General features: G+C 38.2%; 11 protein-coding genes and 1 tRNA gene. 2 read left to right on the forward strand and 10 right to left on the reverse strand.

Annotated features, from left to right (window positions below):
* Positions 1-87 precede the first annotated feature (87 nt).
* The 4 genes from infB to GQR47_RS04900 all read right to left on the reverse strand — a co-directional run bounded on the left by infB (position 88) and on the right by GQR47_RS04900 (position 5,126).
* Positions 88-2,748, reverse strand: a complete 2,661-nt coding sequence (gene infB / locus GQR47_RS04885) for a translation initiation factor IF-2 (protein ID WP_002958484.1) — start codon at positions 2,746-2,748, stop codon at positions 88-90.
* Positions 2,749-2,773: 25 nt separating this feature from the next.
* A complete protein-coding gene (gene nusA / locus GQR47_RS04890) occupies positions 2,774-4,273 on the reverse strand; it encodes a transcription termination factor NusA (protein ID WP_002958483.1) in 1,500 nt (499 codons plus the stop codon).
* A gap of 39 nt (positions 4,274-4,312) precedes the next feature.
* Positions 4,313-4,768, reverse strand: coding sequence for a ribosome maturation factor RimP (gene rimP / locus GQR47_RS04895; RefSeq protein ID WP_024595970.1), 456 nt, complete (start codon positions 4,766-4,768; stop codon positions 4,313-4,315).
* A 281-nt stretch (positions 4,769-5,049) separates the two neighbouring features.
* Positions 5,050-5,126, reverse strand: a tRNA-Met gene (locus tag GQR47_RS04900).
* A 435-nt stretch (positions 5,127-5,561) separates the two neighbouring features.
* Between GQR47_RS04900 and GQR47_RS04905 the strand changes: the two genes are divergently transcribed.
* Together GQR47_RS04905 and GQR47_RS04910 are read left to right on the forward strand one after the other, a co-directional pair.
* Positions 5,562-6,023 (forward strand): globin domain-containing protein, encoded by a 462-nt coding sequence (locus tag GQR47_RS04905; protein WP_002958480.1) that lies wholly within the window; start codon positions 5,562-5,564, stop codon positions 6,021-6,023.
* Positions 6,024-6,334: 311 nt separating this feature from the next.
* On the forward strand, positions 6,335-7,891 hold the full coding sequence (locus tag GQR47_RS04910; protein ID WP_024595971.1) for a cryptochrome/photolyase family protein: 1,557 nt from the start codon (positions 6,335-6,337) through the stop codon (positions 7,889-7,891).
* Positions 7,892-7,951: 60 nt separating this feature from the next.
* Here the strand turns inward: GQR47_RS04910 and GQR47_RS04915 are convergent, their stop codons facing one another.
* The 6 genes from GQR47_RS04915 to GQR47_RS04940 all read right to left on the reverse strand — a co-directional run bounded on the left by GQR47_RS04915 (position 7,952) and on the right by GQR47_RS04940 (position 12,699).
* Positions 7,952-8,398 carry an Hsp20 family protein gene (locus GQR47_RS04915; protein WP_024595972.1) on the reverse strand — a complete coding sequence of 149 codons (447 nt, stop codon included), beginning with the start codon at positions 8,396-8,398 and terminating at the stop codon, positions 7,952-7,954.
* Positions 8,399-8,633: 235 nt separating this feature from the next.
* On the reverse strand, positions 8,634-9,164 hold the full coding sequence (locus tag GQR47_RS04920; RefSeq protein WP_024595973.1) for a peroxiredoxin-like family protein: 531 nt from the start codon (positions 9,162-9,164) through the stop codon (positions 8,634-8,636).
* Positions 9,165-9,277: 113 nt separating this feature from the next.
* Entirely contained in the window at positions 9,278-10,675 is a 1,398-nt protein-coding gene (locus GQR47_RS04925; RefSeq protein WP_084324654.1) for a sigma-54 dependent transcriptional regulator, read from the reverse strand.
* Between the two features lie 9 nt (positions 10,676-10,684).
* Complete coding sequence (locus GQR47_RS04930; protein ID WP_024595975.1) at positions 10,685-11,059, reverse strand: Hpt domain-containing protein; 375 nt, start codon at positions 11,057-11,059, stop codon at positions 10,685-10,687.
* A 108-nt stretch (positions 11,060-11,167) separates the two neighbouring features.
* On the reverse strand, positions 11,168-11,908 hold the full coding sequence (locus tag GQR47_RS04935) for an EAL domain-containing protein (RefSeq protein WP_024595976.1): 741 nt from the start codon (positions 11,906-11,908) through the stop codon (positions 11,168-11,170).
* 500 nt (positions 11,909-12,408) lie between these two features.
* Positions 12,409-12,699, reverse strand: a complete 291-nt coding sequence (locus GQR47_RS04940; RefSeq protein ID WP_024595977.1) for a hypothetical protein — start codon at positions 12,697-12,699, stop codon at positions 12,409-12,411.
* Positions 12,700-13,376 lie beyond the last annotated feature (677 nt).

Genomic DNA, 13,376 nt, shown 5'->3' on the forward strand with positions numbered 1-13,376 from the left:
CTTATTGAAATTTAATAATAAGCTAATTAAATAATGGATACACAAATGGGGGCTAAGCCCCCATTTATTAGTTTAGCGAGCTAACAATTAAAGAGTACGTTGTACTTCAACTGTTTCAAATACTTCGATTTGGTCACCAACACGTACGTCATTGTAGTTCTTAACGCCGATACCACATTCCATGCCGTTACGAACATCAGCAACATCGTCTTTAAAGCGACGAAGTGACTCAAGTTCACCTTCATAGATAACCACGTTTTCACGTAGTACACGGATTGGAGCGCTACGTTTAATAACACCTTCAGTAACCATACAACCAGCAATTGCGCCAATTTTTGGAGACTTGAATACGTCACGAACTTGCGCAAGACCAATGATTTCTTGTTTAAACTCAGGTGCTAGCATGCCTGACATTGCTTGCTTAACTTCTTCGATTAAGGCATAAATTACGCTGTAATAACGAAGGTCTAAGTTTTCAGTATCAATCACTTTACGAGCAGAAGCATCAGCACGAACGTTAAAGCCAACTACAATTGCGTTAGACGCTGCAGCTAGTGTCGCATCAGTCTCAGTAATACCACCAACACCAGAGCCTACAATCTTCACTTTCACTTCATCAGTAGAAAGTTTAGTTAGTGAATCAGAGATTGCTTCGATAGAACCTTGAACGTCTGCTTTAAGTACCACGTTAACTTCAGAAACATCACCTTCAGTCATGTTAGTAAACATGTTTTCAAGCTTAGCTTTTTGTTGACGTGCTAGTTTAACATCGCGGAACTTACCTTGACGGTATAAAGCAACTTCACGCGCTTTACGCTCGTCTTTAACAACAGTTGCTTCGTCGCCCGCAGCTGGAATACCAGAAAGACCTAAAATTTCCACTGGAATAGATGGACCTGCCGACTTGATGTCTTTACCGTTTTCATCGCGCATTGCACGAACACGGCCATACTCAAGACCACATAATACAATGTCACCTTGGTTAAGCGTACCAGATTGAACAAGTACTGATGCAACTGGACCGCGGCCTTTATCAAGACGAGATTCAATAACAACACCTGCAGCCATACCTTCGGTAGGGGCAGAAAGCTCTAAAAGCTCAGATTGCATAAGTACGGCTTCAAGAAGGTCATCAATACCTAGACCAGTTTTAGCTGAGATATGAACGTACTGCGTATCGCCGCCCCATTCTTCAGGGATAACGTCTAGCTGAGCTAGTTCGTTTTTAACGCGATCTGGATCTGCGCCTTCTTTATCCATTTTGTTTACAGCAATGATTAAAGGAACGCCAGCTGCACGTGCGTGCTGTACCGCTTCTTTAGTTTGTGGCATAACACCATCATCTGCTGCAACCACTAAGATTACGATATCTGTCGCTTTAGCACCACGAGCACGCATTGATGTAAATGCAGCATGTCCTGGAGTATCTAAGAAGGTAATCATATTGCCATTTACATCAACATGGTATGCACCAATATGCTGTGTAATACCACCGGCTTCGCCAGAAGCAACCTTCGCAGAACGAATGTAATCTAGAGTCGATGTTTTACCATGGTCAACGTGACCCATTACAGTTACTACTGGAGCACGAGGCTCTGACTTACCATCTTCATGGCGGTCGTTAAGTACTGTTTGCTCTAATTCGTTTTCTTTAACAATGATAACCTTGTGACCCATTTCTTCTGCAACTAGTTGTGCAGCTTCTTGGTCAATCACTTGGTTAATAGTAACCATGTCACCCATTTTCATCATTGTTTTAACAACTTCAGCGCCTTTAACAGCCATGCGTGATGCAAGCTCAGCTACTGTAATTGTTTCGCTAATACGCACTTCATTTTTAACATCAACAGTTGGTTTTTGGAAACCATGCTGCAGCGATGCTGGTGCTTTTAATTTAGACTTGTTACGGCCTCTTGACGCTGCAAATTTATCTTTTGCTGGCGCTTTTTTCTTTTTCTTAGCACGGCGAGTGCCTTGCTCATCACGAGCATCGGCAACATCTTCTGCTTCACGTGCATAAGTTGAAGTCGTAAGATGGTGATCCGCTGTTTCTTCGCGTTTCTTACGTTCTTCTTCTTCTTTCTTCCAGCGTGCTGAATTCTCTTCAGCTAGCTTTCTTGCCTCTTCTGCTTGACGTTTCGCTTCTTCTTCAGCTTTCTTCAATGCGGCCTCTTCTGCTTCTTTTTGCAGACGCTCAGCTTCTATGCGATCTTTCTCAGACTTAGCACTTTGCTCTGGGGTCATCTGCTTTTGTTTCGCTTTACGCTCTGCATCAGCTTTGCGTTTAGCTTCTTCTTTGGCTTTACGGTCAGCTTCTTCTTTCGCTTTACGTTCTGCCTCTTGTTTCGCTTTTAATTCTGCGGCTTCTTGTTCAGCTTTTTGTTGCTGTTCAAGACGGGCTTTTTCTTCAGCGGCTAAGCGTGCTTGCTCTTGTTCTTGCTCCATTGCGCTTTTCTTCACGTAGGTACGTGTTTTACGAACTTCAACTTGAACATCTTTAGCTTTACCCGTAGAACCAGTCACACTTAATGTGCTTTTGCTCTTACGTTGTAAAGTCATACGCGCTGGGCCATCTGAACCTGTACCACCATGATGCTTGCTTAAATGATCAAGTAACGTTGCTTTTTCAGCTTCTGTTACGTTATCAGTTGCTTGCTTAGTGATACCTGCTTGTGAAAACTGCTGTAGCAATTTATCAACAGTTGTACCTATATCGCCGGCTAGTTTTTCAACATTTACTTCTGCCATAGTGTGTAATACCTCCGTTAATAAATTACTCGTCTGCAAACCAACAAATGTTTCGTGCAGCCATAATCAGTTCACCCGCTTTTTCAGATGAAAGTTCTGTGATATCAACTAATTCGTCAATACCTTGCTCTGCCAAGTCTTCAAGTGTAACAACACCTTTGCTTGCCATAACAAATGCTAAGTGACGCTCTAAGCCTTCAAGCGCAAGTAAGTCTTCAGCAGGCTCTGCGCCATCTAAGCTTTCTTCCGTTTTAAGTGCTTTAGTTGTCAATGCATCTTTTGCGCGTGAACGCAATAAATCTACAGTCTCTTCATCAAGACCATCAATTTCTAAAAATTCAGACGCAGGTACATACGCCACTTCTTCAAGTGTCGAGAAACCTTCGTTAATAAGTAATGATGCAAACTCATCATCTATATCTAAATTTTCAGTGAATAAGTTAAGTAACTTATCAGATTCAGCTTCATTTTTAGTACGCATGTCTTCAACAGTCATTACGTTCAGTTCCCAGCCAGTTAATTGGCTTGCTAAACGAACATTCTGACCATTACGACCAATTGCTTGTGCTAGGTTATCGGCTTCTACAGCGATATCCATTGAGTGAGTGTCTTCATCCATTACGATTGAAGCAACTTCTGCTGGCGCCATTGCATTGATAACAAATTGTGCTGGGTTGTCATCGTAAAGTACGATATCAACACGCTCACCACCAAGCTCAGACGATACAGCTTGAACTCGTGCGCCACGCATACCAACACATGCACCAATTGGATCAATGCGTTTGTCGTTAGATTTAACAGCAATTTTAGCGCGTGAACCTGGATCACGTGCAGCTGCACGTAACTCAATCATCTCTTCGCCAATTTCTGGCACCTCAATGCGGAATAATTCCATTAGCATTTCAGGTTTAGAGCGCGTTACAAATAATTGTGCACCGCGTGCTTCAGGTTTAACTTCATATAAAAGACCACGGATTCGATCACCCGGGCGGAAGTTTTCACGTGGCAACATGTCATCACGGTAAATTACCGCTTCTGCGTTGTTACCTAAATCAAGTACGATTGCATCGCGAGTTGCTTTTTTAACAACACCCGTTACCAGCTCGCCTTCTTGATCTTTGTATGCTTCAACAACTAAAGCGCGCTCAGCTTCACGTACTTTTTGTACGATAACTTGCTTAGCCATTTGTGTTGTAATACGGTCAAATTTGATTGAGTCGATTTGCTCTTCAACATAATCACCCATTTGCAAATCAGGTTCTTCAACCTGTGCTGCTTCTAGAGTGATTTCGCTGTATGGGTTCTCTAATGAACCATCTTCTAATACAGCGGCAATTTGCCAGCGACGGAACGTATCGTAATCACCGGTTTTACGGTCAATTGCTACACGTACTTCAATTTCGCCATCGTGTTTTTTCTTTGTCGCCGTCGCTAGAGCGAACTCTAGAGCTTCAAAAATCTTTTCTTTTGGAACCGCTTTCTCATTGGAAACGGCTTCAGCAACCAATAATATCTCTTTTGCCATGGGTAATGCCTCGCTTGCCCTATTCCTTCGCACTCGAATTTAAAACTTCGCGATTAAATTCGCACGTTCGATGTTACTAAGCATGATCAGATGCTCCGCACCATCGTTAGATAGTGTGATCATATCGCTGCTAACTGCTACTAAGTCGCCTTTAAAATTACGACGACCATCCTGTGGAAGTTTAGTACGCACGCGTACTTCCTCTCCTTGCGCCTGCTCGTAGTGATCTTGTTTGAATAATAGACGATCAACACCAGGAGACGATACTTCCAAATCATATTCATTTGTAATTGGGTCTTCGACGTCTAAAATCGCACTAATTTGGCGACTGGCATCCGCACAGTTATCAACTGAGATCCCATCCTCATGAGCAATATATACTCTTAAGGTAGAATGGCGACCCGCTTGTACAAATTCAAGACCATGCAACTCAAAGCCTAACATTTCTACCGCAGGCGTTAACATGGTTACTAAATCTTGTTCAAGTTTTGTCACGAAAATCCTCCATACAAACAAAAAAAGGGCTTATAGCCCTAAAATACTGAGTTTAAATTTTAATTTGATAGCAATTGCCACAAATCGTAAGGTGCAGATACAACAACGCCCCGAACCAAGCGGGGCGTCACACCAATAAAGCATAAAACTGTGTGGCCGAGGGCCAAGCTTGGTTGCGAGTCAGTAAACTGACCTAATTAAACTACATAGCCTAAAACGCAAAACGCGCATTACTTAGAATGCGCGATATAAATTAGTAAGGTAATACCTACTAGTAGAATTGGTTGCGGGAGCCGGATTTGAACCGACGACCTTCGGGTTATGAGCCCGACGAGCTACCAGACTGCTCCATCCCGCGCCAATAGATATCAAACCTTAAATTTAATATCGCTGTTAGCTGTTATACAACACACTAAACAATGGCCGCTATTATAAGGATGTACAGGATAATTAGCAACTATAATACGCAATTAGTTTATAAAATTTGCAATTCGTCAAGATGCTAATTTAATGTATATGTAAGTAACATAAGTAATCAGCCAACTTTATAAAATCCCCATACTTGAGCCATAAAATGTAGTAGCTTATTATTTCAGGATAAAAATCAGATAAACTGAAGTTTAATAACTCTTAAAATACGTTTTAAAGGCTCACTAATTACCAGAAAGTAAATAGATATAACAAAAAGCCATACTTTCACACTAAAAAAACGTGCAGAATTTGAACTGCCCGCTATAATCAACATTATTCCTACTTGATAATAATAGTTATTACTCACTGCAACGAGATAAAAATGAATCAACAACAATCAGCATTATTAAATAACTTAACAATTATTAAGCCTAACTTTCATGCGTTTACGGCTAAGTTTCATAGTAAATTAGCCCAATCTAGTATTGAGATGAATTACCCGACGGCCTTACAGTTTAACGAAAAGAGCTTTACCCTCTTTTGCGTGTTAGAACGAATTGTTAAACATTTAGATAAACCAGCATCGGTAGCTCCTTTTTTAGCTCACCATTTAATGTATCTAAAAAAAAGCGGCGCTTCACACAGTGACATTGCCCTTTTATCTAACGCTTTTTACGAAACCCTTGAAGAGCACCTTGGTAAGCATTTTACTACTGAGAGTCAACTCGCTTGGAAAAAAGCGCTTAGGTACTTTGAAAGCTTTGCAAGCAATGTTCTTTTCAACGTTACCAACGTGGTTTCGTTACAACAAAGAATGCAGCAAAAGCAAAGTAATAAAATTTAGATATTCAATTGGGGGGAGACTTAATTTACTTAATCTCCCCTTAATTATGCTCATTTTAACACCATGGTCAAAAACGCCTTGATATGCGGTTAAACTTTTTTGCCCTATTGCTAACAGCACAATGTATTGTGTTATTTAACGCTTCTATTCGTTTTACTAATCCATTATTAAACTCAAGAAACAACTAATCCCCAGCATTAAAAACAGCAAACTATTGTCGTTATGCACTTAATTACTCCTATTTGCTTGTTATAAAATATTAAAACGATCGTTTAATTAACTATGTCCGTATAAGAAAATTTGGCTTTACTATGACCTATCATAAAACACTTAGATTAATATTAGGCGATCAGCTAAACCTATCTCATTCATGGTATAAACAAAAAGACGACGACACGCTTTATCTCATCGCAGAATTAAAACAAGAAACCAACTACGTTAAGCATCACATTCAAAAACTGTGTGCTTTTTTTAATGCTATGGAAAACTTTGCAACTGCATTAAAAACGGCAGGATTTAATGTTTTGCATTTAACACTTGACGATACAGCTGACGACAAAGATTTAATTGAATTACTCAAGCGAATTGCTGATAAATACCAATGCGAAACTATTGAATATCAATATCCTGATGAGTTTAGGCTTAAGTCTCAATTAGCTAAGTTTAAAAGTGATGGCTCATTTGATGTAATTGCCACAGATACTGAACATTTTTTATTACCGTTCACCGATATAAAAACACGCTTTACAAAAAACAAGCATGTGACAATGGAGCACTTCTATCGTGCTATGCGTAAGCAGTTTAATATATTAATTGATGATACTAAGCCAACCGGTGGCAAATGGAATTTTGACAGTAATAATCGTAATAAATTTTCCAAAGCTGACTTAGCGTGTATACCAAAACCTAAGCTATTCAATAATGATGTTAAGAACATCATTTCTCGCTTAAATAAGCACAAGATCGTTTACTTTGGCGAAATAGCCGATCAGAAACTAGAGTGGCCAACAACGCGTAAACAAGCCATTGAATCTCTCGAATACTTTTGCGAGCATTTACTTAGTTGCTTTGGTCACTTTCAAGATGCGATGACAGATCAAAGTAAAAATAATACCAGCTTGTACCATAGCCGATTATCGTTTGCCCTAAACGCAAAAATACTCCACCCGTTATATGTAATCAAACGTGTAATAAGAGAATACGAACAAAGACCAAGTGAAATATCCCTCTCGCAAGTAGAGGGCTTTACTAGGCAAATATTAGGTTGGAGAGAACATGTACGTGCCATTTATTGGATTAACATGCCCGACTACGCTGTTAAAAATCAATTACAAGCCAAAAACACACTACCATCTTATTTTTGGAACAGCTCAACAAAAATGAATTGCCTAAGCCACTCATTAAAACAAAGCCTTGAAACCGCTTATGCCCACCATATTCAACGCCTAATGGTTATTGGAAACTTTTGCATGCTTACAGGAATAAACCCTGATAACGTAGATAACTGGTACCTAGGTGTTTATATTGATGCCATAGAGTGGGTAGAGATGCCCAACACCCGAGGAATGAGCCAGTTTGCCGATGATGGAATAATTGCGACTAAACCTTATGCTGCAAGCGGTAACTACATTAATAAGATGAGCGATTACTGCAAAAGCTGTCAGTACGATGTTAAACAAAAAGTAGGTGATAAAGCTTGCCCGCTAAATAGCCTGTACTGGCATTTCATGAATAAACACAGAGACAGGCTAGAAAAGAACCCACGTATTGGTATGGTATATAAAAACTGGGATAAACAAGAAAAAACACTCCAAGAACAAACGCTGCAACAAGCAACCTACTACCTTAATAATTTAGAAGCGCTGTAAACAAAAAAGCCGCCTCGAATGAGGCGGCTAAGTAATCAGGGGAATATGTACTTTAGAAGATTATTTACCTTCTATTAGATTGCTATTACCAATTTCAATTTTACGTGGTTTTAGCGCTTCAGGGATTTCACGTTCTAAGTCAATACTTAGTAAGCCATTGGCTAAATCTGCGCCAAGTACTTTTACATGATCTCCTAACTGGAATTTACGTTCAAAGTTACGCTCAGCAATACCTTGATGAATAAATTTACGCTCTGCGTTTTCATCTTTATTTGCTTTAGTACCTGTAACTTTTAATGTGTTATTTTCTGACTCAATAGTTAATTCGTTATCGCTAAAACCGGCAACGGCCATAGTGATTCTGTATTTGTCTTTATCGAGTGCTTCTATGTTGTAAGGAGGAAAACTTGGCTGCTTATCTGTATTAGCTGCCGCATCCATAAGTGATGCTAAATGTTCGAAGCCGATAAATGAACGATAAAGTGGTGATAAGTCTACTGTACGCATAATAATATCCTCATATTTAAGCGATATTTTGCATGTGCTCTTCTATTGAACAAGCTCAAGCAAAGTTTAATTAATAGTATAAATTTCAATTGTTTAAGTTTAATTAAGGACCCATCAGGCGTCCTACTTAACTATATATGGACGGTAAAATTGTTTTCAAGAGATTAATTTAAAAAAATTAAAAATAAATAAAAAAAGCACTAAAAAGTGCCTTTTGAAACCATGAAAATGAATGTTATTTAATAAATGTGCCTCGGATTGGATAGTCGTTTTCTCTAGAAAACTTAATTCCACCTAGCAGTTGCTCTAAATCAGGACGAACAAATGGGCTGTTTGATATATCGACCATTTGAAGCTGATTTTTTTCATTAAGTACAAAAATGCCTGGCTCAGCAAATGGATGATCAGTTTCTGCATCACTGCGAGGCTCGCTAATATGTAGCCCTAAATCGGTCATTTGTTCGATTGTTAAACCATAGTAAATTGGGAAGTTAATATCTATTTTTTCAAGATGTTTATTAAGCTGCTCATGGCTATCACCACTTACTGCAACCACTTCAACACCAGCATCTTTAAAGTCTTTATGAACTTTAGCAAGCTCGTTAAGTTGCGCAGTACATTTAGGGCAGTGCTGGCCTCGATAAACAACAATCATTTTCCAGGGAGAGTCACTTACTCTATCAACTAAATCTACCTTATTCTCATCAACATCTCTCACTACTAGTGATGGCATAATATCCGCAGGTTTTAAACTAGTGTTACTCATTGCGATCTCCTTTTACTGTTTCAGATTAAAAATTAATTTGCTCTTACCCATAGAGCTTAGGGTAACTTTTATTAATTCAACCTGAAAAGTGTAATTAAAAATCGATTATAACTTTAAGACCATCCCTTTATTTTTCTATAAATAGTAGATGCACTAACCCCTAGATAAGCAGCAGCAAGAGGAATATTGTCTTCACAACTTTTAATTGCATTTTCAATCGCCCTTTTTTCAACTTGCCACAAAGGTTCTATATCGTGAACAGACATAGGCGATAATTGAACACTCTGCTCGTTTGTATTGTGAACTGACTTAGCGGATATCGAGTGCTTCACAGCCCCTAATCCAAATGAGCTTGGTAGCATGTCTTTTTCAATTACATCGCCATCATTAATAACAACGGTGTTTTCAATTACATTTTGTAGTTCGCGAATATTTCCTGGCCAATCGTAATTACAAAAAAGCGCCTTAACTTCATCAGAAAAACCAGTAAAATGCTTTGCATTATTATCGCTTTTTTGTTTCAAAATATACTCAGCAAGCAGTAATATATCGCCTCCGCGTTCTCTTAAAGGGGGGAGCTTTACGGGGATAACATTTAAACGGTAATATAAATCTTCTCTAAAACGCCCTTCTGCAACCTCTATGATAGGGTTTCTGTTTGTTGCACAGACTAAACGAACATCGCTGTGTAATACTTCACTACTACCCACCTTACTAAAAATGCCTGTTTGTAAAAAGCGTAATAACTTTGCTTGTAAGTTAAGTTCCATTTCACATAATTCATCTAAAAATAAGGTACCGCCGTTGGCCACTTCAACAGCCCCTTTTCGATCGCTTAATGCCCCACTAAACGCACCTTTAACATGACCAAAAAATTCTGATTCAAATAGCTCAGCAGGGATAGCTGCACAGTTTATGGCAATAAATGGTCCTGTATTTCTCGGGCTTGTATCATGAAGGGTTTGTGCGCAAACTTCTTTACCGGTTCCACTTTCACCTGTGATAAATACACACGCTTTACTTCTAGCTGCACTATCAAGTAATCTAAAAACGGTTTTCATTGCCAGTGATTCACCAACAAAATCTTGATTTTTATCTCTGTTTTTAACCAATGGTTGAACTTTAACTTGCTCTTTTGGCGTCAAGGCACTTTCTACTGAACTAATGAGTCGTTGACTTGTGAAAGGTTTTTCTAAAAAATCAAAACCGCCTAAACGCATTGCTTCCACTGCAATATCAATAGAGCTGTTTGAGGTGATCATGACTACATTAGCAGGATTTTTCTGCTTATTTACAAATTGTAATACCTCAAGCCCACTTATATCTGGCAAGCATACGTCTTGTACTATGACCGCTGGCATTTTTTCTTTAATACCTACTAAAGCAGAGTACCCATCTGTAAAGTGTTTGCATTGGAAACCAGCCTGTTCAAGCTGACTTGCATATAAAGCACCACTGGCAATGCTATCTTCAACTATATAAACAAGACCTTTATCGATTATATCTGACACGGCTTTCTCCTAGATAGCTATACTATTACTCATTATTTGATACGCATCTCGGGTTTTATCCAAGTTGTGTTTAATAACAAGCGCTGCGTGCAAGTTTTCTTGTGTAGTTGACGGTGGCGAATCGTGTAATTGTGTTGCTAACGCAGCTAAAGCAGATGCACCATATAAAGCTGCTGAATTTTTTAAGACATGCATTACTTCTTTAATTTTTATAGTATCTTCACTACTAATTGCCGTATCTAATTGGTTAGCCATAGTAACTAATTCATCAATAAATAATTTAATTAAACGAGCTAACACAGTTGTCCAAACATCCTTTTCGAGTTGAGTTAATACATTTAGCTCGGTAATACTTTTATCGACAAACTGCTCTGATATGGGCATAGATAACCTTTGTGTAAGTTAAAACTTCGTACACTAATAATATGTAAGAGTTGTAGTTTAAGAGTAATTTGTTTTTTGCATTTTGCAAATCAAAATGAATATAAACATTTACAAAGCCCAAGTATCAATACTTTTAGTTAACGTTTGCGGCTTATCTAGCAGGTACCCCTGAGCTATATCGCAACCAAGTTGTTCTAATATTTGTAATTGCTCATTCTCTTCAATACCTTCTGCTACCGTTTGTAAACCCAATCGTTGAGCCATCGCAATAATTGCGCTACATAACGTAAAGTCTTCATTATTAGTTGCAATACCACTTACAAAACTGCGATCAATTTTTAAACCATCAATATCAAATTGACGAAGTAAACCTAAAGAGGCATACCCAGTGCCAAAATCATCAATCCACACCTTTACGCCTTCTTTATGGAAGTTTTCAAACGCCTTAGCTATTTTATCAGGACTATGAATGAGCGCTGTTTCCGTTAATTCGACTTTAATAGCCTGTGGTGGTATTTGGTGCTTTTCTAGCAAAGACATTACTTTTGCAAACACATCACCATCTAAGATTTGTACCGGTGAAATATTTAATGAAACAGCAATATCTGTCATACCAAACTGCCGCATATGTTTTAAATCAGACAAACATTGCTCAAAAATCCAGTCACCTAATTCTAAAATCATTCCCGATTGCTCTACATGAGGGATAAACTCATCAGGGCCAACAATGCCAAAGCGCGGTGATTGGCACCTTACTAGCGACTCAAAGCCGACCAGCTTTCCAGATCCCAATGATACAAGCGGTTGATAAACCATTTTAAAATAATTATTTTGCATTGAATCAGACATGATCCTCTCTAACTCATGCCATCTTGCTAGATTGACTGGTTTTTCCGATTCTAGGTATTTAAACGCACTCATGATTTTGCTCCGGTTTCACTCTTAGTGACTTATTATATTAAAGAGCAATTTACAGGCCATTTTAAATACAAAAAAACAGAAATAAAAACCAATATATTCAGGTAGTTAAATTAGAATATTAAATGGATTTACTTCTCCCATTTCATTCGCATTTTGCAATTCAGTTTGCAATGCAGCTACATTGGCAATGTGAGCGCTTAATCGAGCTTATAAAACACAGATAAGCCAGTTAATAGATATTGACCAAAGCTAATATTAGCAATTGTATATGAGAAAAGAGAAAGCTTTGATAAAACCCTGTTTAGGTTAAGCACCATCTAAATTTAAGAGAAAATAAATAATTTTATGGGGAGGGATAAAAAATTAAATTGGTGGTAGGAACATAAAAAAACGCAGGCAACTATAAATAGTTACCTGCGCAAAAGTCTCTAGTTTGAAAGAATGTCGTTATTTTCGTTTTTAGAAGAAGTTACATGTTGTGCATAGTTGGTATTTTGCGAGTCAAACGTATTACTCATCAACTGAGCGTTTTCAACATCAGCTTGTGTAAAAGTAATTGGCTGAATATCTGCCAGCGGTTCAATCGAATCGCTACCTCGTAAAACTGTTATACCTATTACTAAAGTGGCAACAAGCAAAATTGACAAAACCATAATTTCAGGTGTTAGTACCCAATTGTTACCTTTAGGCTTTTGTTTGGCTTTTGTGTTTGTTTGCATATTGCACCCCTTAAAAATTTAACTAAATTCGTCTTGATTTGATATTTAATATATTGCGAAAGTCGTGCCAACCAGATAACAACTTTACAAAAAAGTAAAAACCTTACAAAATCATGTCGTTAAAATAAATTAAAGGTATGATTGAGTATTTAAATAAAGTTCATAACATTTTATTTTTATTTTGAATTGCAATTTGCGAATCAAATTAAAAAAAACACACTAAAAACACTCATTAATTACTAAAAAATAAATTTAACTTACCCCTAAAATACTAGGTTAATTTCTCCGTTTATCAAGTTTTATGCAACACAAACCCACTTTTTATATTGTCTGTTGATCTTTGCGGATTAAAATTCGTTCAAACTACAGGCGGTTTAATCGCGGCGCGAGGTCTATAACCTAGCGGGATCGGTAACTGCTCCTGCGTTACCCTACTGACTTACATCGATGTAAGACCGAGCAAAGCTTCCGCGTTCTGCTCACGCCCCTTACCTACATCCATGTTGGCAACAAAGAGTAAATAGCCCTTAGGAAGAAACCTTTGGGCAGCGCCTGTTTGGCATTAATGCTACGTTATCGCCCATTTATGGAAAATAACCACACTGCATAGGCTCAACTTTGCCTATATACCAAACACACTGCTACAAACTTAACCCTAAACGTTTAACAAACCCTAG

This window comes from Pseudoalteromonas sp. Z1A2, from assembly GCF_011378755.1.
GTDB classification, from domain to species: domain Bacteria; phylum Pseudomonadota; class Gammaproteobacteria; order Enterobacterales; family Alteromonadaceae; genus Pseudoalteromonas; species Pseudoalteromonas distincta.

Excerpts from the sequence above, each read along its gene's own strand:
- GQR47_RS04915 (WP_024595972.1), bottom strand. The coding sequence starts at position 8,398 with ATGCGTACAGTAGACTTATCACCACTTTATCGTTCATTTATCGGCTTC.
- GQR47_RS04910 (WP_024595971.1), top strand. The coding sequence starts at position 6,335 with ATGACCTATCATAAAACACTTAGATTAATATTAGGCGATCAGCTAAAC.
- GQR47_RS04940 (WP_024595977.1), bottom strand. The coding sequence starts at position 12,699 with ATGCAAACAAACACAAAAGCCAAACAAAAGCCTAAAGGTAACAATTGG.
- GQR47_RS04905 (WP_002958480.1), top strand. The coding sequence starts at position 5,562 with ATGAATCAACAACAATCAGCATTATTAAATAACTTAACAATTATTAAG.
- GQR47_RS04935 (WP_024595976.1), bottom strand. The coding sequence starts at position 11,908 with ATGTCTGATTCAATGCAAAATAATTATTTTAAAATGGTTTATCAACCG.
- nusA (WP_002958483.1), bottom strand. The coding sequence starts at position 4,273 with ATGGCAAAAGAGATATTATTGGTTGCTGAAGCCGTTTCCAATGAGAAA.
- infB (WP_002958484.1), bottom strand. The coding sequence starts at position 2,748 with ATGGCAGAAGTAAATGTTGAAAAACTAGCCGGCGATATAGGTACAACT.
- GQR47_RS04930 (WP_024595975.1), bottom strand. The coding sequence starts at position 11,059 with ATGCCCATATCAGAGCAGTTTGTCGATAAAAGTATTACCGAGCTAAAT.
- GQR47_RS04920 (WP_024595973.1), bottom strand. The coding sequence starts at position 9,164 with ATGAGTAACACTAGTTTAAAACCTGCGGATATTATGCCATCACTAGTA.